The 24,131-nt window shown below is 62.8% G+C and carries 13 protein-coding genes; 9 read left to right on the top strand and 4 right to left on the bottom strand.

Going from position 1 to position 24,131, the window contains the following annotated elements:
* Positions 1-6,234: non-ribosomal peptide synthetase (locus AD666_RS10465; RefSeq protein WP_156315930.1), on the bottom strand; the 6,234-nt coding region annotated here is incomplete at its 3' end.
* A complete protein-coding gene (locus tag AD666_RS10460) occupies positions 6,231-15,785 on the bottom strand; it encodes a non-ribosomal peptide synthetase (protein WP_053151248.1) in 9,555 nt (3,184 codons plus the stop codon). The genes AD666_RS10460 and AD666_RS10465, both read right to left, overlap by 4 nt.
* A gap of 472 nt (positions 15,786-16,257) precedes the next feature.
* Between AD666_RS10460 and AD666_RS10455 the strand changes: the two genes are divergently transcribed.
* From AD666_RS10455 to AD666_RS10440, 3 genes are all read left to right on the top strand, one after another.
* Entirely contained in the window at positions 16,258-16,623 is a 366-nt protein-coding gene (locus tag AD666_RS10455; protein WP_053151245.1) for a DUF5329 domain-containing protein, read from the top strand.
* Positions 16,624-17,183: 560 nt separating this feature from the next.
* Positions 17,184-18,254 (top strand): DNA-binding protein, encoded by a 1,071-nt coding sequence (locus tag AD666_RS10445; protein ID WP_053151239.1) that lies wholly within the window; start codon positions 17,184-17,186, stop codon positions 18,252-18,254.
* A gap of 3 nt (positions 18,255-18,257) precedes the next feature.
* Positions 18,258-18,452, top strand: coding sequence for a hypothetical protein (locus tag AD666_RS10440; RefSeq protein WP_053151238.1), 195 nt, complete (start codon positions 18,258-18,260; stop codon positions 18,450-18,452).
* On the opposite strand, the gene AD666_RS10435 is transcribed toward AD666_RS10440, so the two are convergent.
* Entirely contained in the window at positions 18,449-19,732 is a 1,284-nt protein-coding gene (locus AD666_RS10435) for an OprD family porin (protein ID WP_053151235.1), read from the bottom strand. The genes AD666_RS10440 and AD666_RS10435 overlap by 4 nt on opposite strands.
* 277 nt (positions 19,733-20,009) lie before the next feature.
* Between AD666_RS10435 and AD666_RS26615 the strand changes: the two genes are divergently transcribed.
* The 6 genes from AD666_RS26615 (at position 20,010) to AD666_RS10410 (ending at position 22,779) form a co-directional block, all read left to right on the top strand.
* Positions 20,010-20,168 (top strand): hypothetical protein, encoded by a 159-nt coding sequence (locus AD666_RS26615; protein WP_172679612.1) that lies wholly within the window; start codon positions 20,010-20,012, stop codon positions 20,166-20,168.
* Between the two features lie 17 nt (positions 20,169-20,185).
* Complete coding sequence (locus AD666_RS10430) at positions 20,186-20,410, top strand: DUF2188 domain-containing protein (protein WP_053151232.1); 225 nt, start codon at positions 20,186-20,188, stop codon at positions 20,408-20,410.
* Entirely contained in the window at positions 20,407-20,835 is a 429-nt protein-coding gene (locus AD666_RS10425; RefSeq protein ID WP_053151229.1) for a DNA methylase, read from the top strand. The genes AD666_RS10430 and AD666_RS10425 overlap by 4 nt, the downstream gene beginning before the upstream one ends.
* Before the next feature lie 338 nt (positions 20,836-21,173).
* Positions 21,174-21,716 (top strand): hypothetical protein, encoded by a 543-nt coding sequence (locus tag AD666_RS10420; RefSeq protein WP_256222588.1) that lies wholly within the window; start codon positions 21,174-21,176, stop codon positions 21,714-21,716.
* Between the two features lie 130 nt (positions 21,717-21,846).
* Positions 21,847-22,137 (top strand): DUF3144 domain-containing protein, encoded by a 291-nt coding sequence (locus AD666_RS10415; protein ID WP_053151306.1) that lies wholly within the window; start codon positions 21,847-21,849, stop codon positions 22,135-22,137.
* Between the two features lie 123 nt (positions 22,138-22,260).
* Positions 22,261-22,779: a hypothetical protein gene (locus AD666_RS10410; protein ID WP_053151224.1), complete on the top strand. Its 519-nt coding sequence runs from the start codon at positions 22,261-22,263 to the stop codon at positions 22,777-22,779.
* An 80-nt stretch (positions 22,780-22,859) separates the two neighbouring features.
* On the opposite strand, the gene AD666_RS10405 is transcribed toward AD666_RS10410, so the two are convergent.
* Positions 22,860-24,068 (bottom strand): methionine gamma-lyase, encoded by a 1,209-nt coding sequence (locus AD666_RS10405; RefSeq protein ID WP_053151222.1) that lies wholly within the window; start codon positions 24,066-24,068, stop codon positions 22,860-22,862.
* Positions 24,069-24,131: the final 63 nt, after the last annotated feature.

Raw genomic sequence — 24,131 nt, 5'->3', positions numbered from 1 at the left:
CTCAACTTGCACAAAGGCCGCCGGCAGCATGTAGTCGGGCAAAACCGCGGCCAAGCGGCCTCGCAGCTCATTGGGCTGTTGAGCCTGGGTCGCGCTGAAATAGGCGAGCAGGCGCTGTTGGGCATCGACTCGTACCACCGCTTCGGTGATGCCGGGTAGCGCCTTGAGTTGCGCTTCGATTTCCCCCAGTTCGATGCGAAAGCCGCGGACCTTGACCTGCAGGTCGTTGCGTCCGAGGAACATCAGCACGCCGTCCGCGCGCCAGCGCACCAGGTCACCGGTGCGGTACAAGCGCGTGCCGGGGTTGAAGGGGTTGGTGACGAAGCGTTCTTCGCTCAACTGCGCCTGGTTCAGGTAACCGAGGGCCAGCCCGTCGCCACCGATGTACAGCTCGCCAGCGACGCCGATGGGCAGGGCCTGGCGCTGCTCATCGAGGACGTAGACCTGGGTATTGCCGATGGGCCGGCCGATGGGAATGTCGCCCGCCAGCGCATCCTCGAGGGTGATGCGATGGGTGGTGGCAAAGGTGGTGCTTTCGGTGGGACCGTAGCCGTTGAGCAGCTGCCCGGGAGGTGACCGCCGTAGTACTCGCTCGATGCAGCGCGGGTCGAGTACATCACCGCCGACCATCAGCAAACGCAGGGCGACAAAGGCCGGGGCCAGGGCGTCGGCACACCGATGGAACAACCCGGCGGTGAGCCACAGCACGCTGACTTCGTGGCGCAGCAGGTGTTCATTCAAGCGCCCGGCGTCGAGCACCGTCTGGCGCGGGCAGACCACCAGGCAGCCACCGTTGAGCAAGGCGCCCCAGATTTCCAGGGTACTGGCGTCGAAGGCTGGGTTGGCGGCCAGGGCGATGCGGTCCTGGGCGGTGAAGTCGGCAAAGCCGTTGTTGATCACCAGCCGGGCGACCGCCCGGTGCGGCACCTGCACGCCTTTGGGCACGCCGGTGGAGCCGGAGGTGTACATGATATAGGCAGGGGCATTCGCTGGCGCTGCGTTGACCAGGCGTCGGGGCGCGTCATCGTCCAGGAACAGGTCCGATTCCCACGGGACCAGCACCCGGCACGCCATGGGCGCCTCCAGCGGCGCGGCCGGCCATTCGTCAACGAGTAACCAGGCGCTGGCGCAATCCTCGAGCAGGGCGCGCTGGCGCTGCGTCGGGGTGGCGGTGTCGATGGGCACGTAGGTCGCACCATTTTTCAGGATTGCCAGAATTGCCATGATCAGGCGCGGGCCACGCTCCAGGCACAGCGCCACCCGGGCGCCTTCGCCAATGCTCTGGGCCGCCAGCCAGTGAGCCAGCTGCTCGGCACGTTGGTCGAGCTGGCGGTAACTCATGGAGCCGGTGACGTCCTGGATCGCCGTGGCTTCGGGCCGGCGGCGGGCCTGGGCCTCGAAGAGGCTGTGCAAGGGTTCGTCGGCGGGGTAGTCGTGGGCCGTGTCATTGAAGCCGTGCAATACCTGGTGGCGTTCGTCGTCACCGAGGATCGACAGTCCGTCGAGCGTCTGTCGGTCATCGTTGACCATTGCCTGCAGGGTGGTGCACAACGCCTGCCAATGACGTTGCATGGTGGCAGCGTCAAACAGAGCGGTGGCGTAGGTCAGGCGTCCGGCGATCATGCCGTCGCGCTCGTGCAGGTTCAGGGTCAGGTCGAACTTGGCGCTGTCTTCGGCGGTGATCAGCGGCGTGAGCTCCAGGGTGCCCAGTTCCAGGCTCGGCTGCGGAGCGTTCTGCCAGGCGAACATGACTTGGAAGATCGGGCTGTGGGCCAGCGAGCGCAGTGGATTCAGAGCTTCCACCACCTGCTCGAAGGCGACGTCCTGATGCGCCTGGGCCTCCAGGGCGGTGCGCCGCACCTGGGCCAGCAGTTGATCCACCCGCAGGGCATCGGCAAACCGCACCCGCAGGGCCTGGGTGTTGACGAAAAAGCCGATCAGCGACTCGATTTCGACGCGGGTACGGTTGGCCAGTACCGAGCCGATCACCAGGTCGTCCTGCCCGGACAGGCGTGCCAGGACCACCGACCAGGCGGCCAGTACGGTCATGAACAGAGTGTTGCCATGGCGCTCGCTCAGTTGCCTGAGGGCCTGTACCAATGCCGCCTCCATGCTCACGTCGAGACTGGCCCCGGTGAAATCCTGCTGCGCCGGGCGCGGCCGGTCCAGCGTCAACTGCAGCAACGCCGGCGCGTCAGCGAGTTGCGCACGCCAGTAATCCAACTGTTCGTTGACCCGTTGGACCTGACGGGGAGAGCGTTGCCACATCGCATAATCGGCGTATTGGATGGCCAGTGGCGGCAGCGGATCGGCGCGGTCCTGGATGAACGCTCGATAGAGTTCACTCAGCTCGCGGGTGAGTACGCCCAGCGACCAGGCGTCGCCGACGATATGGTGCAAGGTCACCAGCAGCACATGCTCCTGGTCCGCCAGGCGCAACAGACAACCGCGGATCAGCGGGCCTCGTGTCAGATCGAAAGGTGACTCGGCGGCTTCGACGCAATGAGCCTGGAACGCCGTGGCGGGCTGGCCCCGCAGGTCGACGCTGCGCAGAGAGAAATCCGCTGGCGGATCGATGACTTGGCAGGGTTCGCCGCCTTCGGCGACGAACCGTGTACGCAGGGCCTCATGCCGCTCGACGATGCGCGACAGCGCGGCGCGCAATGCCGGTTCGTCCAGTTCGCCGCGCAAGCGCAAACCGCCGGCCATGTGGTAGGCAGCACTGGCCTGAGCATCCAGGTGGGCGATGAACCACAGGCGTCGCTGGGCGAACGACAGCGGCAGCGGCGCCTGCCGGGCAGCGACCGGTATCGGCGCAGCGCCAAGCTGGCCGGCCGCGGCCAAGGCTTCGATGGCTCGCGCCTGCTGTTGCAGGATCGGGTGCTCGAACACGCGGGCCAGGGGCAGCTCGATCCGCAGCTGTTGACGCAGTTGGGAAACCAGTTGCACGGCCAGCAGCGAATGCCCCCCGGATTGGAAGAAATGCGCCTGGCGGCCGACCTGCGCCAATCCCAGCAGGCGGCCCCAGATCGTCGCCAGTTGGGTTTCCAACGGGCCTTGGGGTGCCTCGAAGGGGCCGTCGACAGCCTGATCCGGGACCGGCAAGGCGCTGCGGTCGAGTTTGCCATTGGGGGTCAGGGGCAGCGCCGGCAAGGCCACATAGGCACTGGGCTGCATGTATTCGGGCAGCGTCGCGGCCAGGGCATCGTGCAATTGTGCCTCGCTCACCGGAGCTTCGGGCTGCATCACCCAATACGCCACCAAGCGTGGGTCGCCCGGTACGTCCTGGCGGGCGACGACCACCGCGTGCTGCACGCCCGGCACCCGACTGATGGCACTTTCGATTTCGCCCAATTCGATGCGATAGCCGCGCACCTTGACCTGGAAATCGTTGCGGCCCAGGTACAACAACTGCCCATCGGACGTCCATCGACCGAGGTCGCCGGTGCGGTACATTCGCGCGCCGGCTTCGCTGGCGAACGGGTCCTGGACGAAACGCTCCTCGGTCAGCGCCGGCCGATTCAAGTAGCCGCGCGCCACCCCGGCGCCTCCGATGTAGATTTCGCCCGTGACCCCCAAGGGCACCAATTGGCGATGGACGTCGAGCAGGTACACCTGGGTATTGTCCAGCGGCCGGCCGATGCCCGGCACGAAACCCTGGTCACGGTCCATCGACACCCATGTCGAATAGGTGGTGGTTTCCGAAGGGCCATACAGGTTGCACAACCGCCGTACCGCGCTGTTGGCGAAAATTTGCTCCACCAGGCCCTGTTTGAGGGGTTCGCCCGCCAGGCTGACCACCTGTGTCGACGTGGGAATCGCCAGGGCGCCGACCAGCGCATCGAGCGCCGAAGGCACGCTGTTGATCAGCGTCACCGGCACGGGGTGGTCGAACAGCGCCAGGGCGTTGCTGGCCACGTGCAGGGTCGCGCCCGCGGCCAGCGGCACGAAGTATTCGAAGACCGCCAGGTCGAAGTTGATCGACGTGGCGAACAGGCTGTCGCGCAGGCTGGCGGCGTCGAAGGCATGCAACGCCCAGTGCAACAGGTTGCAGGCGTTACGGTGCTCGATCATCACGCCCTTGGGGGTACCGGTGGAGCCGGAGGTGTAGATCACATAAGCCAGGTGATGCGCGCCCAGGCCCAGCTGGACGGGGTCCGGGTTGTCGGCTGGTTGTTCGGCGAGGCGCGCCTGGGTCTGTGGATCGTCCAGGCACACCAGCATGCAGCCATCGCTGACGGCCACGTTCGATTGCAGTGCAGCGACCGTCAGCAACGCCCGCGGGGTGCTGTCGTCAAGCATGTGCATCAGGCGCTCGCGGGGGTAGGCCGGGTCCAGCGGGACGTAGGCCGCTCCGGCCTTGAGAATGCCCAGCAGGGCCACCAGCAGGTGCGGACCCCGCTCCAGACAAATCGCCACGCGACTGTCGGGGCGAACCCCGGTTTGCAACAACAGGTGGGCCAGGCGATTGGCCTGGCGATTGAGTTGCCCGTAGGTCAACGGCGCGGCACCGCCAGCGGCGTCGAAACGCGCGGCGATGGCCTCGGGTTGACGCGCGGCCTGCTGTTCCAGGGCTCGATGCAGCAAGTCCTCGGCGGGCCGTTCGCGGGCCGTGGCGTTGAAGGTCTGTAGCAGTCGCTCGCGTTCCGCCTCGGGCAATACCGAAAGGTGACAGGCCAGCGTGTCGGGCTGCCGTTCGAGGGCGTCCAGCAGATTTTCCAGCGCACTGCCAAGCCAGCCGAGCACCGGCGCGGCGCCGACCTGAAGGTCGACCTGCAGGCTCAACGAGAAACCCTCGCCGAGGTCGTCCACCGAGAGGTTGAACGGGTAATTGGTGCGTTCCTCGCCGCCGAGCACACGCATGCCAGCGAGCGCAGGCGCCTGATCCTTGCCCGCGCTGTGGCGGTAATTGAGCAGCGCCGAGAACAACGCGGTGCCGTTGGGCAGGGCGCTGCAGCGTTGGGCCAGGGCCAGGGGCGCGTGTTCGTGGGCAATCAATCGGCTGAGCAGGGTGTGGGTTTGCCGCAGCGCCTGCTCCACGGGGACTGCCAGGCGCACCCGCAGCGGCAGGGTATTGATGAACAGGCCCATGGCGGTGGCGGCCTCGGCAGCGCCCGACAAGCGCCCGAACATCACCGTGCCGAACACCACATCGTCGCGACCGCTGGTCTTGCCCAGTACCATTGCCCAGGCCAGGTGGAACAGGCTCGCGCTGCTGACTTGCAGGCGCCGCGAAAGCTCGCGGATGCGCCGACTCAACGCCACCGGCAGCGGCGCCTCCAACGTTTGCACCTGGCTACCATCGCCGCGTACATCGAGCAGGCCGCACGGTGCGGTAGGCTCGTCGATATCTCCCAGCATTTCGCTGAAAAAAGCCGTGTGTTGCGCTTCGCTCAAGCCCTGGCGCGCGCGCATGACGAAATCGCGAAACGGCTGCGGCGCCTGCAATTGGTCCACGCGACCTTGCTGGATCGCCGCGACTTCCCCCACCAGCCGCTCCAGGGATGTGTGGTCCATGACCGCGTGATGATGCAGCAGTTGCAGCAGCCACCGCCCGCCGGCCGGGTCCTCGGCGGCGACTGCGCGCATCAGTGGCGCCTGGCGCAGGTCCAGACGTTGCCGACGCGGATCGGTATGGGCTCGCAGCGCGACCTCGACATCGGCCTGGTCGGTGGTGAATCGTTCCATGATCAGCGGAGCCTGACGCCAGACCACCTGCACGGGTTCGTCGAGGCCTTCCCAGGCCAGCGCGGTACGCAGGATGTCGTGACGGGCGATGGCCTGGTTCAGGGCTTCCATGAAGCGTTGCAGGCAGGCCTCATCGTCGAAGGCCAGCAACACGTGGAGCAAATATGTGTCGCCATGCGCCTGCAGCAGATGGTGAAACAGAATGCCGGCCTGCAACGGCACCAGCGGATAGATATCCTGGATATTCGCCGCGCCACCGGGCACGCCGGCAACGATGCTTTCGATCTGCGCCTGATCGAGCTGGCACAGGTCGAACATCGCCGGGGTGATCTGGGTGGTCCCCACGGGCAGTCCGCTGGTCCGGGCCGCCGGGGTCGAGGGCTGGCGCAGTGCTTCGATCAGCGCCGGTTTGTGGCTGCGCAGCAGTGCGATCAGCGCCTGATCGGCCAGGACTTCGTCGTCGGCCACCACCGACAGTTGATCGCCGCGCAGGGACAGGGTGACGCCACGGTGTTTGAGCAAGGCCAGCAATTGATCCGCAGTCACAGGAGCAGTTCCTTCAATGGAGTGGTGACCGCCGCCAGACCGGCGAGGGTCGGCGCGGTGAACAGTTGGCTGATGTCGGCCCGCAGGTTGTGTTGGCGCAGGCGCTCGACCAACCCCATGGCAATCAGCGAATGGCCACCCAGGGCGAAGAAATTGTCGTGGCGGCTGACCCGCTCGACATTCAGCAGCTCGCACCAGAGGGCGGCCAGGACGACCTCGATTTCGCCCTGGGGCGCCTCATAGGGCGTCTGCACGAACGCTTGGGCATCCGGCTCGGGCAGCGCGTTGCGGTCGAGCTTGCCGTTGGCGGTCAGCGGCAGCCGGTCCAGGCGCACATAGGCACTGGGCAACATGTAATCGGGCAAATGTTCGCTCAGGGTGGTGCGGGCCTGGCCTGGAGTCGGCGGTGTGTCGCCCTGCAAGTAAGCGATCAACCGGTCCACGCCGTGGCGATCGGGACGGCCTATCACCACGGCTTGGCGCACTCCGGGCAGTGCCAGCAGGTGGCTTTCGATTTCGCCCAGTTCGATGCGATGCCCGTGGATCTTCACTTGGAAGTCGGTGCGTCCCAGGTAACTGAGACTGCCATCCGACTCCCAGCGGCCCAGGTCGCCGGTGCGATACAAGCGGGCGGCGGGTCCGTGGGTGAAAGGGTCGACAAAGAAACGTTCGCCGGTAAGCGCCTCACGCCGCCAGTAGCCGCGCGCCACGCCGTGGCCGCCGATATGAATCTCTCCGACCACCCCCAGCGGGACGCGCCGACCGTGAGCGTCGAGCACCTGCACCCGGGTATTGGGCAGCGGCTGTCCGAGGCTCGGCAGCGCGTGCTGATCGAGCCAGGCGCTGGTGGTGTCGACGGTGCACTCGGTGGGTCCGTAGACATTCAGGACACGCAGGTGGGATTCATGGGCCAGTTGTGTCCACAGTTCAGTGGGCACCGCTTCGCCCCCCAGCAGGATGCGCGGCGGCAATGGCTGTGGCTGAGTTTGGGCCTGCCGGTGCTTGAGCAGGGCTTGCAACTGGCTCGGCGTGCAATCGAACAGTGTGACTTGCTGGTGGTGCAGGTAATCCAGCAGCGCCCCGGCATCCAGCCGTACGCGTTTGGGAATCAGCACCAGGCAGTGGCCACTGAGCCATTGGCAAAGCTGCTGCACCGAGGCATCGAAGGCCATCGACGCATTGAGCGAGCAGCGGCTGTTGGGAGGCAGGTCGTCCAATCGCTGGCGCAAGCCAGCCCACAGATTGAGCACCGAGCGGTGCTCGACCATGACCCCTTTTGGCTGCCCGGTGGAGCCGGAGGTGTAGATCATGTATGCCAGGTCAGTCGGCTGCGGGCCTGGTACGGTTTCTGTCGTTGCCGGGACTTGCAAGAGGCCATATTGTACAGGCGCGTCGAGGCTGATCAACGGTCCGCCCGTGAAGGCGGGCAGCCGGTCGCGCACCTGCTCCTGGGTGATCAGCGCCGCGGGGTCACTGTCGTCCAGCAGATAGGCGAGGCGGCTGGCCGGGTAGTCGGGATCCATCGGCACGTAGGCACAGCCGGCTTTCCACACCGCCAGCAAGGCGACCGCCGCATGCGCCTGGCGCTCCAGGCAGACAGCGACGAACTGACCGCGCCGCACCCCTTGGTCCAGCAGGTGACGGGCCAGGCGGTCGGCTTGCCGGTCGAGTTCACGGAACGTCAGGGACTGATGCTCGTCGATCACCGCCAGGGCGTCCGGCGTTGCCGCGACCTGTTCGGCAAACCGCTGCGCCAGCGTGCCCTCGGGCGCAACCGTGGGCGGCGGGTTGAGGCGGTCCAGGTGCGCCTCCTCCTGCGGGGGTAGCACGCGCAATTGCTGCACCGGCAACTCGCCTGTCTGTGCCAGGTCCTCTACCAGCGAGTCGAGGGCTTGCAGCATGAACTCGACGAGCCGCTCGGGCGCGTGTTCGGGATGGGTCTGGGCCGTGAGCTGGAAACCTTCGCCCAGGTCATCCATCGCCAGATTGAACGGGTAGTGGGTGCGTTCTTCGCTGTGCAGCAAGGTCATTCCCGGCATTGCCCGGGGGATGTTCGCTTGCCCGGCATGGCTGTACCGGTAGTTGAACAGTGCACTGAACAGGGCCGTGCCCGCCGGTACCGCGCTGCATCGCTGGGCCAAGGCCAGCGGGGTCTGTTCGTGGCAGAGCAGACCGTTCAAGGCCTCCTGAACCCTCTGCAGCACGGCGTGGGTGCTGTCTTGCAGGCGCACGCGCAATGGCAGCGTATTGATGAACAAGCCCAGGGTCCGGTCCGCATGGGCGCCAGCCTGCAGGCGTCCGAACAGCACCGTGCCGAACACCACATCGTCGCGGCCGCTGAGGCGTCCCAGCACCAATGCCCACGCCAGATGGCAGATACCCGCCACACTCACGCCGTGGGCATGGGCCTGCTGGCGCAGCCGGCGCGCCAAGTCCGGGGATAACGCTTGCCGGTGCTCCAGGGCTTGCCAGCGCGGGTCGGCGTGCAAGTCGACGTCGAAAGGCAGGGTCGGCTCGTCCAGGTCGCCCAACTGCTCGCTGAAGAACTTGCACGCGGCATCCACCACCTCCGGGCGCCGTGCTTGGGCCACCAGGCCACGGGGGCTGGTGGGCGTGGGCAATTCTGCCCGACGCCCGCCTTCGATCAGGGCAATTTCCTCCACCATCAACTCCAGGGAGGTGTGATCCACCACCACGTGGTGATGAAGCAACAACAGCAGCCAACGGTCATGGACCGCGTCAAAGGCCACGCGGGCTTCGATCAGCGGCGCCTGGCGCAGGTCGAGACGGAAATGGCGCGGGTCGGCGCTGGCGTGCAAGCGGGCGGCGATATCCTCGCCGTCGAGCACCAGGCGTCGGGGCGTGAACGCGACGTGCCGCAGGACCACCTGCAATGGCTCGTCCAGATCCTCCCAGAGCACCAGGGTACGCAGCGCGTCATGCCGGGCAATGACCTGTTCCAGCGCGGCGCAGAACCGTTGCAGGCAGGCCTCGTCGGTAAACGCCAGCAAACTGCGTAGCACGTAGCGATCACCGTCGCGCTGGGCCCGGTGGAGATAGAGCATGCCTTCCTGCAACGGGCCCAGCGGGTAGATGTCCTGGATGTTGGCGGCACCGCCGGGCACCTGTGCGGCGATCTGGTCGATACGCGTCTGGGACAGCATCACCAGGTCGAGCATCTCGGGGGTGATGCGCGAGCAGGAGGGCGCGATGGTGCTGACGCTGGCCACGGGCGCGGCGCTGCGGTCGAGTGCTTCCAGGCGCCGGGCCTGGGCGGCGAGGGTAGAGCGCTCGAAGACGCTGCGGATGTCCAGGTTCCAACCGTTGCGGCGCAGTTGTTCGAGCAGTTGCACCGCGAGCAGCGAATGCCCGCCAAGGCTGAAGAAGTCATCCTCGCGGTCGATGTCCGGTTGGCCAAGCACTTGTGCCCAAATCGCCGCCAGACGTTGTTCAGTGTCGCCGCGGGGCGGCTGCCTGATGCCGTCGGCGGTGGTAGTGCCGGGCATCGGCAGGGCCTGGCGGTCGATTTTGCCGTTGGGGGTCAGCGGCAGGCGCTCCAGGACGATGCAGGCGCTGGGCAGCATGTAGTCCGGCAAGCGCTGTTCCAGATAGGCGCGTACAGCCGCCGTGCCGAGGACTGGCGCGTGGGTATTCTCGGCCACCAGATAAGCGACGAGTCGCGGGTCGCCGGACGGGGCGGATTGCGCCACCACTACGGCTTCGCGTACGCCCGCCAGCCCCAGCAACTGAGCTTCGATTTCCCCCAGTTCGATGCGAAAACCGCGCACCTTGACCTGGAAGTCGTTGCGCCCCAGGTACTCCAGGTGACCGTCGGCCCGCCAGCGCCCCAGGTCGCCGGTGCGGTACATGCGCGCCGCGGGATCGTCGACGAATGGATCGGACAGGAAGCGTTCGGTGGTCAGCACGCTGCGGTTCAAATAGCCTCGCGCGACACCGGCGCCACCGATGTAGATCTCCCCGGGCACGCCCAGCGGCACTGGCTGGCGATGCGGGTCCAACACGTAAATCCGGGTGTTGTCCAGGGGGCGACCAATGCCGGCCAGGTAACCGTCTTCACGGCGCATTGACAGCCAGGTGGAGTAGGTGGTGGTTTCGGTCGGGCCGTAGAGGTTGCACACCCGGCGCACCGCGCTGCGGCTGAACAATTGCGCCACCAGCGGAGCCTTGAGGGGTTCGCCGGCCAGGTTGATAACGCGAACGGTGTCGGGGATGGCATCGATCCGCGCCAGTTGCTCCACCGCCGAGGGCACGCTGTTGACCAGCGTCACGGCCCGTGGCTGCGTCACCAGGGAGAGAGCGTTGTCCACCAGTTGCAGGGTTGCGCCGGCGGCCAGTGGCACGAAGCATTCGAACACCGCCAGGTCGAAGTTGATCGAGGTGGCGAACAGGCTCAGTTGCATCTCCTCGGTCTGGAAATTATCCAACGCCCAATGCAGCAGATTACAGGCGTTGCGGTGTTCGATCATCACGCCCTTGGGCAGGCCTGTGGAGCCAGAGGTGTAGATCACGTAGGCCAAGTGTGCCGGGGCCAGGTCCGGGATCTTCGGGTTGTCCAGCGACAGGGCGCCCACGCGGTCCGCCAAAGGTGGCGAATCCAACTGCCAATGAGCGGCGCCTGGCGAGGCCGGCAAACTCCCGTGCGCGGCCTGGCTGGTGAGCACCAGGCGCGGCGCACTGTCCTCAAGCATGTGCACCAGGCGCGCCGCCGGATAGGCCGGGTCCAGCGGCACGTAGGCTGCACCGGCCTTCAGGGTGGCGAGCATGGCCACCAGCAGGTGAGGGCCGCGTTCAAGGCAGATCGCTACCCGGTCATCGGGGCGCACGCCGGCGGCCAGCAAGGCATGGGCCAGTTGGTTCGCACGACCATTGAGTTGCGCATAGGTGAGCGATGTCTCACCGGCGCTGTCGATATACGCCGCCACCCGGTTGGGATGCAGGGCTGCCTGCTGCTCGAAGGGTTCATGCAGCAAGGTGTCCCGTGGGTGCGCCCGGTGGGTGGCATTGAACCCGTTCAGCACTTGCTCACGCTGGGCGGCGGGCAATGTGTCCAAGGTGCAAACTCGTATCGCCGGCGTCGACTCCAGGCTTTGTGCCAACACTTCAAGGGCCTGGACCATATGGTTCAACACGGCCTCGGCGTTCACCGAATGATGGATTTGCCCGGTGAGGGCGAAGCCGTCGCCGAGGTCGTCCACAGACAGACTGAACGGATAGTTGCTGCGCTCCTCGCTGCCCAGCCACTGCACACCCGGCAGCGCAAACGCCGGTTGTGCGCTGCGCTGAGCCTGACTGTGGCGAAAATTCAGCAGCGCCGAAAACAGCGGCGTCTGGCTGGGCAGGGCACTGCACCGTTGCGCCAGTGCCAGAGGCGCATGTTCGTGGGCAAGCAGTTCGATCAGCCGGCCGTGAGTCTGCCGCAGGGCTGCGTGCAGTGGTGCATCAAGGTCGATGCGCAGCGGTAAGGTATTGATGAACATGCCCAGCGCCCGCTCGGCTTGCTCACCGGCGCTGAAACGACCGAACAGCACGGTGCCGAATACCACCTCGTCGCGGCCGCTGGACTTGCCGATCAACAGGGCCCAGGCCAGGTGGAACAGGCTGGCAACGCCGACCTCCCAAGTCTTGGCCATTCGTCGCAAGCGCAGGGCCAGGGCGGGTTCCAGCATGCGTCGAGCCTCACAATTATCGCGGCCCGAACCTTGTACGTCGTGCAGCCCATAGGGCAGGGTCGGCTCGGTGAGGTCGCCGAGCAGCCGCTGGAAATAAGCTTCGGCGCTGGCCTGGCGATGGGGCTGGCGCGCCTGGGCGACGAACTGGCGAAACGGCACGCTCGGGGGCAGATGGCGATGGGGGTCGAGCATCAGTGCACGAACTTCGGCGAACAGCGACCCCAAGGTGGCGTGGTCGATGGCCAGGTGATGATGGACCAGTTGCAGTTGCCAGTGTTGTGTCGCGCTGTCGAAACGCACGAAGGCTCGCGCCAGAGGCGCGCGTCGGATGTCCAGCGGTTGGTCGCTGAACCGTTCAGCGTCGGCGAGCTCTTGCACTGGCAGGTTCGCGCTACGCCAGACCACTTGCACCGGCTCGTCCAGGCCTTCCCAGAGTACCGCGCTACGCAACACGTCGTGGCGGGCGATCACTTGGTCGAACGCCGCGACGAAGCCTTGCAGTCGCTCATGGCTGTCAAAGTCCAGGGTGGCGCGCAGCAGGTAGGCGTCGTCATCCGGTTGTAACAGGTGCTGGAACAGCAAGCCTTCCTGCAGAGGCGCCAGCGGGTAGATGTCCTGGATGTTGGCCGTGCCACCCTCGACAGCCGCGACGACCAAGTCGATCTGCGCTTGCGGCAGGCTGAGCAGAGGCAGCATGTCCGGGGTGATGCGTAGGCAGTCCGGGGCGATGCCCGAGGTAACGGTAGGCGCATGGGGGGCGGCTGGGCTCACCGGGTGTTCGAGTAGCAGGGCCAGATGGTGAAGGTTCGCCGCGCTGAACAAGGTCCCGATGTCAAGATGCCAACCTTCGGCCCGCAATTGCTCGACCAACTGCACCGCCAGCAGCGAGTGGCCGCCGAGGGCAAAGAAATTGTCCTGGCGTCCCACCCGCGGCACGCCGAGGGTTTGCGCCCAGAGCTCGGCGAGACGAGTTTCCACCGGTCCCTGCGGTGCTTCGTAGCGCTGCAAGGCGAAGTGCTCTTCACCGGGCTCGGGCAGGGCGCGACGGTCGAGTTTGCCGTTGGCGGTCAGGCTGAAAGCCTCAACTTGCACAAAGGCCGCCGGCAGCATGTAGTCGGGCAAAACCGCGGCCAAGCGGCCTCGCAGCTCATTGGGCTGTTGAGCCTGGGTCGCGCTGAAATAGGCGAGCAGGCGCTGTTGGGCATCGACTCGTACCACCGCTTCGGTGATGCCGGGTAGCGCCTTGAGTTGCGCTTCGATTTCCCCCAGTTCGATGCGAAAGCCGCGGACCTTGACCTGCAGGTCGTTGCGTCCGAGGAACATCAGCACGCCGTCCGCGCGCCAGCGCACCAGGTCACCGGTGCGGTATAAGCGCGTGCCGGGGCTGAAGGGGTTGGTGACGAAGCGTTCTTCGCTCAACTGCGCCTGGTTCAGGTAACCGAGGGCCAGCCCGTCGCCACCGATGTACAGCTCGCCGGCGACGCCGATGGGCAGGGCCTGGCGCCGCTCGTCGAGGACGTAGACCTGGGTATTGCCGATGGGCCGACCGATGGGAATGTCGCCCGCCAGCGCATCCTCGAGGGTGATGCGATGGGTGGTGGCAAAGGTGGTGCTTTCGGTGGGACCGTAGCCGTTGAGCAGCTGCCCGGGAGGTGACCGCCGTAGTACTCGCTCGATGCAGCGCGGGTCGAGTACATCACCGCCGACCATCAGCAAACGCAGGGCGGCAAAGGCCGGGGCCAGGGCGTCGGCAAACCGATGGAACAACCCGGCGGTGAGCCACAGCACGCTGACTTCGTGGCGCAGCAGGTGTTCATTCAAGCGCCCGGCGTCGAGCACGATCTGGCGCGGGCAGACCACCAGGCAGCCACCGTTGAGCAAGGCGCCCCAGATTTCCAGGGTACTGGCGTCGAAGGCTGGGTTGGCGGCCAGGGCGATGCGGTCCTGGGCGGTGAAGTCGGCAAAGCCGTTGTTGATCACCAGCCGGGCGACCGCCCGGTGCGGCACCTGTACGCCTTTGGGCACACCGGTGGAACCGGAGGTGTACATGATGTAGGCGACAGCCCCGGCGCGCTGCGGCGGCGGGTTAGGCGCGTCCTCGAATGATCCGGCAACATCGATCAGTTGCACGTCTTGCACCGCAGGCCCGTCGTTGCCTTCGACCAGCAGCCAGCCACTGCCACAATCGGTCAGTACCCGTGTCTGATGGGCCAAGGGGGCATCCCGATCGATGGGTACATAGGCGGCGCCGCGCTTGAGGATGGCCAGCACCGACACGATCAACGCCGTGCCGCGTGGCAAAGCCAACGCCACAGGGTCACCGGCCTTGATACCACACGCCGCCAGATGCGCGGACAGGCGCTCGGCGCGGCGGTCGAGCTGGCGGTAGCTCAACGACTGATCGCCATCGAGCACTGCCGTAGCATCGGGCCGCCGCCGCACTTGCGCTTCGAACAGGCTGTGCAGGGACTCGTCGGCCGGGTAGTCACGCAGGCTGGTATTGAACCCATGGAGTACTTGCTGCTGTTCGGCGGCATCCAGCAGCGAGGCATCGCCCAGCGGCCGGTCAGGGTCAGCCAGCAGCTGTTCGGTCAGATGGTGAAGGCGCCGCAGATGCGCGGCCATGTCGTCGGCGCTGAACAGCCGCGGGTCGTAGTTGAACTCCAGAAGCGGCTCGGTTTTCTCCTCGTAATGACGCAGGTAGATGGCCAGCGGATAGCGCTCATGGCCGTTGTGCCAGGTGCGCAACGCACATCGTGCCGGCCCCAGGTGCACGTCCCCCGGATATTGTTCGACTGACAGCATCACCTCGAACAAATGGCCGGGATGACCGGCGCGGGCGCGCAACTCGCGATGCAGGGTTTGCAGTGGGTAGCGTTGGTGCCGGTAGCTGCGCAGCGTCTGGCTGGCCACCTGCTGCACGGCGCGGGCAAAGCTCTGCGTCGGATCGACCTGCACCGTCAATGGCAAGACCGAGGAAAACATCCCGGCGGTACGTTTTTGCAGCGGGTTGCTGCGGTTGTGCACGGGCAGGCCGATGACCAACTGTTCGCGTTGATCGGTCATTCGGCTGAAATAACAGGCCAACAGGGCGCTGAGGCTGTGGCTCAGCGTGGCGCCCTGGGTTTTCGCCCATTGGCTCAAGCGCTCAAGGCGCTCGCCGCCCAGCCTCCAGATCGTCTGAGCACTGGGCACCGGCTCGCCGACGATGGCTCGGGGAGCTTGCTGGAACAACGGCGCCGGCAGCGCCGGAAATTGTTCGAGCCAGTAATCACGGGCCTTGGCGTAGCGCACCGAATCGAGGAACGTTTGGTCCCGGGCCAGGAAATCGCGATAGCCCTGGGCCAACCCGGCGTCGAGGACAGGCGGTTGGCCTTGCAGCAACTGGTTATAGGCCGCGCTCACGGCCTGGCCGATCAAGCCCACCGAGGTGCCGTCGCAGATCAGGTGGTGATAACGGCTGTTCCATAGCGCATGGGTGTCCGACAGCTGGAACCATTCCATGCTCCACAATAGCTGGTCGTAAAGGGCGAACGAGGTACGATTGAGCTGCGTGATGCGGGCCAGGGCAGCGTCGCGGGCCTGGGGTTCGGCGCGCCAGTCGTGGTAGGCCAGCGTGCCCTGCACGGTGTCGTCAACCCGTTGCGTCACATGTCCGGCGTGCTCGCTGAAGATCAACCGCAAAGCGTCATGCTGGGCCACCACGGCCCGCAGCGCGGCGGCGAACAAGGCGAGATCCACCGCACCGTGGATCTCCACGGTGACACCGATGTTGTAGGAAGGGGTATCGGGCGACAGCTGTTGATCGAGCCAGACGGACTGTTGGGTAGAACTCAATAAATAGCGTTGCGCTTCGACCATGACACTTCCCTGTGAATGGTTGCGATCCTGGTCGATACGCAGCGGTGGCGCCGACTTTCTCGAACCGGTTGTCCTTGAAAACGAACGGCGCATGGCCTTGTCGACGGGCCTGCCGCCCATAGAGGGGAGCGAGGCGAGCCGCTGGCGGCGCTCGGACGTTTATTCCGAGCGCGTAACATAGCAGCGCTTTCGAGGATGGGAAGCTAATTTTTACGAGTTGTACGATGTCATAACGCAATCAAATGATCGCCACTCCGCAACCTAGAGCGGTCGCGAAATAATTTGCCCGAGGGGCATTTGATTCCCTGCGGGAGGCGGGCTTATTTTCTATACCTTGCTGACGGGATCGCCAGGCGCTTCCCGGATCACTCGCTATACGTCATGCTCAAGGGAACCATTTCTACCAAAACCGGGCTTCTTGCCCTCTGCTGTCGAAGAGCGAATCGCAACAGCGTCAATACGAGGATCAAACATGCGAAAGTGGATGGGAGCGGCAGGCGTTTGTCTTATCGCAATCGTAACCAATGCGCAGGCTCAAGCCACACCTCAAACCACTCAAGAAATAAGGGGGCTGCTGGACTTTGTCGAGCACAGTAAATGCCAATTCGTGCGTAACGGAGAGGCGTTCCCAGGTCCCGAGGCTCGTGCGCATCTGGAGCAAAAGCTGAATTACCTGGAGGACAAGCACAAGGTGAACAGTGCAGAGGACTTCATCGATCTTGCTGCCACGAAAAGCAGCATGAGTGGCCGCGACTATGAGGTGCGATGTCCAGAGGGCGCGCAGCCTGCGAGTGCCTGGCTCAAGCGGGAACTACAGAGACAACGGCAGCTTCATTGATGTTGTCTCAAGACGAATAAGACTCGGGTGGCGTTGGGCTTTTTACTTCCCGCTTTTCACTGCCTGCTAAAGAGTGCCGGATAGGATTACCGGCATTCTTTTTGTCTTTTCGGCAAGCGCTTGTTGGGCGGCGCGCAAGGCAATTCCGCCGAAGGACGCGCTGGGATCCACATAGCGCAACGCCGATTTCATGTCCTTCCAGCCCACATCTCCCATCAATCCCTTGATGTCCTCCCTTCGCAGACGCTCAGGTCGCAAATCCGCGCCACATCGAGTGACTGCTGTACAACTCCTCTGGCATTTCACCGCTGATGGCTTTCGTGTTCTCCACCACCAGCCTGGTCAGCTCATCGCCCCGAAAACCACGCTTGCCCTTCAAGCCAGGCGACCGCTTGCTCCGGGTGCTTGAGCAGTAGCGGGACGGCCTGTCTGACCTGTGCAGGGTTCACGGCCTTGAGGTCTTTGATCATTTGGCGGAATCACTCAAACAGTGTATGGTTCAACCATATCATTATGTACTTACATAATACGTAACACGGTACGAAATCGTAGGAGGTCCCATGGCTAGAGGCGGAATTAACAAAGCTGTAGTGCAAAAGGCACGTCAGGCGCTGCTGGCCAGGGGAGCCAACCCCAGTATCGACGCCGTGCGCGTAGAGCTCGGGAATACGGGGTCCAAGACGACGATTTCCCGCTACCTGAAGGAGCTTGAACCGTCCAATTCAGAGCCTGTGAGTTCACGTGAGCGCATGGGCGAAACGCTCAACGGTATGGTGCAAACGTTGCTGGATCAGTTGATGGAGGAGGGGCAGGACGTCATCTCCCAGGCGACGGCGGCTTTTGAGCAGCAGCGGATCGTGCTGGAAAACCAGATCATCGAGCTCAGGTCGGAACTGGCCAGTGCTCAACGGCAATTGGCCACCCAACAGGCCGCGATAGAGATGCAGAGCGCTGAACTCGCAACCACCCAGTCCTCGCTCCAGGCTGAGTTGACGCGCAACGCCCGCATCAGTCAGCGCTGTACCGACCTGGAATCCCTGGTCGCTGAAAAGGACAAACACCTCCAATCGCTGGAGGAAAAGCACGTTCAGGCTCGCGGAGCGCTAGAGCACTATCGAGAAGCGGTGAAGGAGCAACGCAATCAAGATCAACGCCGGCACGAGTCTCAACTGCATGAGATGCAGGTTGAGCAGCGCAAGTTGCGAGAAACCATCGCCGTAAAACAGGACGATCTGACGCGACTGAATCGCGACAATGAACGCCTCCTCGGTGAGACCAGGCAGCAAACCAAAGCCCTGCACACGCAGGAAGCCTTGGTTCAGTCGCTGAATACTCAAATTGAGGCGCTGCGCCAGGCTGAGGCGAAGACCGTTGGGGTGACTGAACACCTCATGAAGCAGATCTCGGCTCTGCATGGAGAGATAAAGGCGCTCCACAAGGCCGCCGCCGTAGCCGATCTGCGTGAGCAAGAAACATTGGCGCTGGTCGCGTCGCTTCAGAAAGAGAATGAACAACTTCGCCAGGCTGAGAAAGAAAAGTCAGTCTTGGAGGAGGGCGGCGATGCTGCCTCAGGGGCAGAGAAGAAACAACTCGCCGGGCACACCAAACCTTCGAAACGACCAAGGAGATAAAACATGGATCAGCTCACAGGAAATCCGCAGGGCCATGAAAGCTCGTCAGCTTGGCAATTCGCTCATCAGCGTCTCTCCCAGATGCTGATGGACAGGGTTGAGCCATTTGGCTCTTTGATTCCGATCATGAAGCTGGATGCCGCCGACAACAGGGAACACCGGTCGACATTCAACGTCACCGGGCGGCGAACCGGTTAAAAGCGTCCCAGCTTGAGGGGGTATTCGACCACGATGTAAACCCGGTCGATGTCATCGCCGCCCTGAGCGCTGTTGGCCCGATGGGTCACCTGGGACACCTGCACGGACAGATCCTTGGCCGGTCCCGATTGCACGGTGTAGTGCAGATCGATATCCCGCTCCCAATGACGTCCGCCGTTCCCCTGTTGCGGGACGAACTGACCGGTATCCGGGTCAAATGGGTTGTACGCCCCACCTTGAGGGGCATGGGTGCCGTCGATGCCGCGGCCGGTGACGTAGCGAGTCATGAATTTCAAGCCGGGGACGCCGAAAGCGCCCAGGTCGAGGTCGTAGCGGGCCTGCCAGGAGCGCTCGCCGGCGCCGTTGAAATCTGCATACTTGATGGAGTTGGCCAGATAGATCGAGTCGCCGCCCACAAAGTCGAATGGCGTGTCGCCGTGGATTTTCTGATAGGCCAGCGTGAATCCCTGGGCGCCGAGGGTGTACTTGCCGGACAGGCTGTACGCCGTGTTATCAATCCCGCCGGCCACGGCGTTGCCGTAATCCTGGGTGTGGTAAACGTTGCTGTCCAGGAAGAACCCGGATCGCTTCAGATGCAGGTTGGCATAGTACTGACGCCAGGTGTCGCTCAGCTCGGACGCGTACAGAGCACCGCCCAACGGCTGGTCTTCGAACAGTTGGGCTCCGAGAAAACTGATGTCGCCAGTGGCGGTGCTCACCCCATAGCCGCTGAAGTCCCCTTTGCTGGTCGAGGCATCTTGGTTCTTGAACGCAGTGAAGTGCCCGGCCTGCAAATGCACGTCGTCGAACTCCTGGCTGTCGAGCAGAAGGCCCGTGGCGTACTCCGGCTGCAGGCGTTTGTCGGCGGTGTCGAACACCGGGGTTTCCACGGTCATCTCACCGTAGGCCAAGGTGGTTCTGGACGTGCGCAGTTTCAGCGCGCCACCGGCGCTGGAGAAGTCGCTTTCACCGCGGCCATCCGCATCCAACGGCAGCAATCCAGTGCCGGAATGGCCCTTGCCGCCATCCAGTTTCAAACCGAAAAAACCATGGGCATCGACACCGAATCCGACATTGCCGGGGGTAAAGCCGGAGACAAATGTGGCGATGAAGCCTTGAGCCCATTCCTGCTTGTAGCTTTTGTTCGCCGGGGAGGGGGATCGGTAGTCATTCTGAAGGAAGAAATTGCGGCTCAGCACGTCAAGGGTTGAGCCGTCCATGAAGCCTAGCGCCGATGGCTCGGCAGCCTGGGCTGTGCTGCAGGTTCCGATTAGCAACATGGATAACCAGAGCTTGGAGCGTGGCCATGGTTGCGCGCGAGCTTTATTGCTGCAAAGGCTGCAGGGGTTCAGTGCTTGGGTTGCGGTGCGCATGCTGTAGCCAGTTCGGTGACGAGGGCCCGATTATTGGCCGCAGGGCTCTGGCTGGTGAGTTAAACGTTGTTAATTCTGCGTGGGTACGACTCATCAGGCTAAAGCTAGCGCAAGCTCGTATGGCATTGAACGCCTCGCAGCGCCTGTCCTCCAATCACTATCAGAAAGAAGAAGGAGAACCAGCATGCAGCCTAAGACTGAAGGACTTGAAGAGCAGGGCCCTAGCAGCGTGCCCTACATAAACGATCCAGATAAGCCGACTTCGCCGCCCTTGAACGATGCCGACGCCACTAATGGAGCTGAGGCGGAGGAAGATATTCAGGACGATGCTGAATCCATTTGAATGTGAGGAGCAAGGCAATGGAAAACTATCACCTGAGCCCTTCTGCGGATGGCTGGGAACTTAAGAAAGTCGGCGCAGAGCGCGCTTCCAAAAAAGCGGCCACTAAGCAGGAGTTGGTGAGTTCTCTGACAGATTTCTTTGATGGCAAAACCGCCTCGGTAAAGATTCACAAAGCCGACGGCACCATCGAGGAAGAACGCACCTATCCGCGTTCCGCTGACCCCAGGCGATCGAAGGGGTGACCCCAGTTTCTGCTGCCGACCTTGGTATTGAGATTGATGCTCGGAGCGGCCACGGAGTGTATCGGTGGCTGCTCGCCAGCTTTCTGATCGGTAAAAGGATTCGTTCCTCTGTCGCCGTCGAGGCGTACCGGAACCTGGTTGATCGATATGGCTTGGATACGCCTGCAAAGCTCGCCCGATGCTTACATCGGGATCTTGTCAGGTTCCTCGGGCAAGCGGGCTACGCACGATACGATGAATCCACGGCGCGACGACTGCACGAGCTTGGTGTGGGGCTGGATGCCGGACTGGAATCTCGGATGAATGCTTTGCAGAGTGGGTCAATGAAATCAGCTGAGTTTGAGCGATGGTTGCTCAGCTTCAATGGCATCGGGCCGAAGACGTTAGAGATCTTCAAGCGCGGAGTTGCCCTGGGAGACAAATGACGCGTGGTGTCGCACGTCTTCCCTACAACGATTGCTTACAGTGCGAGGTCAAGCCCGGTTTAGGGTACTGTCGATGTTCCCCGCAAACCGTTGGTGAAGTCCAAAGCATAGAGGCGGGTGCTCAAATTTAGTTTAATGCCGTGCACCTGCACACGACCGGCTGCTAGATAGGATTGAACATGTTGGTAAGGACGCTTTTGACCGTTGCGTTTTTGATAATGGCTACTGCAATCACTGGCTGCATCCCTTGGACGAGAGAACGCCCTGCTTACGCCGACCTCTGTGAAACAAAGTTTCAATTCAAGGTGCCCGGTCCGGATTCTGAAAGGACTATCGTTTTGCGCACCTATTTGTACGACTACGACGCGCAATGGTCCGATGAGCCGTTTGAGCAGCTGTACTCGGTGAAGTATCCCGGCAAGAAGTACCCCCAGCCTGAGTTTTATGTACAACTGATTGCATTCGAGAAAGGCAGCCAGGGGCTGTTCAGTTCCGAAACCTTGGAGACCCCGATCCTCTACGACAGCCGACAGGCTTATATAACGTTTGAGGATGGATCCCGGCTTGGCGCAAGGCCCGAAATCCACCTGGGTTCGTTGACGTACGATTACCCACTCGAAGATGAAAAGTACTCCCGCCAGTCGCCCTATAACATCAATAGCGATGAAGTACGACGCCGCATCCCCAAGATCACTAACGACAATCATCACGGGTCTGTCTATGTGATTTTCAAGACCAGCGCCTTCAATGCGAACTCCAGGTGGAAGATCAACCTGGGAACGTTGGAGGTCGAGAACCATAAGGTGGAAATTCCGCAGCTTGAGTTGTGTTATCACCCGGTCAAGAAGTGGATCGGTATCGAGCCGCTGATGCGTCCGTGACAAGCGCATCTGGAACCACTGCGCAAGCTCGACGAGCTAGTGGTCTCGCAGGGGCAAGGCTGCAAGCAACTGCAATCCTCCCGCAGGATATGCTCCAATGGCATCCTTCATTGATTACCGAGACCTCATCATGGCTGACGCCCCCGACCAAGCCTTCTACGACCGTGCAGACGCCCATATCGAGCTGTCAAACGAACAGCTCAAAACCTATGGAAATCTCGGTGGGGTCAGCGCATCCATGATGTTCGGCACCACGCGCTTCAACGCGTGGGCGAGCGCGCAAAACTTCAAGTCTGGTGCCGAAATGGCCGATGCGCGGGAAGCACTGTTGAAGTATTTCTGCGATCAGTACCGGATGATGCTTGAGGATAATCTGGATGATCACATCAACAATTTCAGTCAGTACATGCAGGTGAAATAGGTTCGGGTGCCGAGACATCCAAACCTGCTCGGCAGCGCACAGAATCCACTACCATCAGACCGCTTTCGATAGTCCAAGTCTCCGAAACGGCTAGGGCACCCCAATGGAACCAGGGAGAAATGGATGTACGTCAATCAAAAATCTGGTCGGTTTATCTTGCTGGCCGGCGCATTGCTGATCAGCGGTTGCACTTCGTTTTTACAGGGTAAGCAATATGTCGTTCCCGGCCCCGGCGATCCCGCTGCAACCGTTCGCCTCAAGGCTGGAGGAGGGGCGAGGCTGGATGCCATGACCTTCGGCGACAACGGATGTTATGCCGGTTATACGGTTCTGCCCTCTAACGGGGAATATATTGAATCCCGGGTTGCCGTGGACAAGGAGCTGATACTGACTTACTGGCAAGTCGCAGGCAGCAGCGCTTGCAAGATCCCGTTCTCATTCAAACCGCAGAATGGAGCCACCTATACCTTGACCTCGGGCTCTTGGACCGAGCCTAAGACAGGCATTCTTCCGATCTTCAACCGAGACGAGTCTTACTGCGGGGTGGCGGTCATCAAGAAAATCGGCGAGCAGGAGAGTGTCGAGCCCATCCAACAATTGCAGATCAAGACTGGGTTCGGGTGCCTTAGGTTCGTTAAATAAGGACATTTTCCGGGTTTCCTGGAGATCCTGGTCTTGCGCACTGAGCTCGCCATCGTTGAGGGTATAAGCGGTGGACATGTTCAACCTCCTTGAGCACAGGCATCCAGCGCTTGGGTGATGTCGGCCAGCAGGTCCGCGATGTCTTCAAGGCCCACCGACAAACGCACCAACCCCTCGGAAATCCCGTGGTGCGCACGCTCTTCAGGCGTGTAGGTGGAATGGGTCATACTGGCTGGATGCTGGGCCAGGGACTCGGCGTCTCCCAGGCTGACCGCGCGGGCGAACAATTCCAGTGCGTTCATGAAACGCCGGCCGGTGGTCAGGCCGCCTTTGAGTTCGAAGGCGATCATGCCCCCGGGCAACTTCATCTGCCTCGACGCCAGGTCGTACTGAGCAAAGGAGGGCAGGCCGGGGTAGGTGACCCATTCGACGGCCGGGTGCGCTTGTAAATACTCGGCGATCACCTGGGCGTTGCTGCAATGGCGCTCCATGCGCAGTGACAGGGTCTTGAGCCCGCGCATCAGCAGAAAAGCGTCCTGAGGCGACATGACCGCACCGGTCAGGTCCTTGAGGCCTTGCAGGCGAATGCGGCCCGCCAGTGTATGACTGGCAACCACGATGCCGGCCGTGATATCGCCATGGCCACTGAGGTACTTGGTGGCCGAATGCACGACTACATCCGCACCCATTTCCAAGGGGCGTTGCAGGTATGGAGTGCAGTAGGTGTTATCGACCACCAAGGTGACGTTCCGATGATGGTGGGCAATCTTGGCCACCGCGCAGATGTCGACCAGCTGCATGTTCGGATTGGCCGGGGATTCGAAGTAGATCATGCGCGTCGAAGGACTGATGGCATCGCGCAGTTCGGCCAGGTTGGACATGTCAACATGGCGCACCTTGACGCCAAACTCGCCGATACCGTGGTGCAGCAGGGCGAAGGTGCAACCGTACAACGTACGGCTGAGAATGATCTCGTCACCGGGGCGCAGCAGGGTCCAAAAGGTCGCGGCAATGGCTCCCATGCCGGAGCTGAAGGCCACCGCCGCCTCGCCGTTTTCCAAAGCCGCCATGCGTGACTCCAATAGAGCCAACGTGGGGTTGGAGATCCGCGTGTAAAAATGCCCGGATTCTTCGCCGGCGAAACAACCGGCGCCGTACTCGGCGGTAGGGAAGGCGAACGTGGAGGTCAGGTAGATCGGCGGGATCAGTGCGCCGTTGTTGTCCAGCGGGTTATAGCCGTGATGGATGGCGCGGGTGGAAAAGCCCAGTTCATTGTTTTTATTGTTCATGTTGAGCGCTCCTGTATTTCCTACAATGCTATGCTCAATTTCAACAAGAAAAATTCCAAATTG

The sequence above is a fragment of the Pseudomonas sp. Pf153 genome (assembly GCF_001269775.1).
Lineage (GTDB): Bacteria > Pseudomonadota > Gammaproteobacteria > Pseudomonadales > Pseudomonadaceae > Aquipseudomonas > Aquipseudomonas uvaldensis.
Note: the sequence above shows the minus strand (reverse complement) of the source record. Positions and strands in the feature narration are given on the sequence as shown.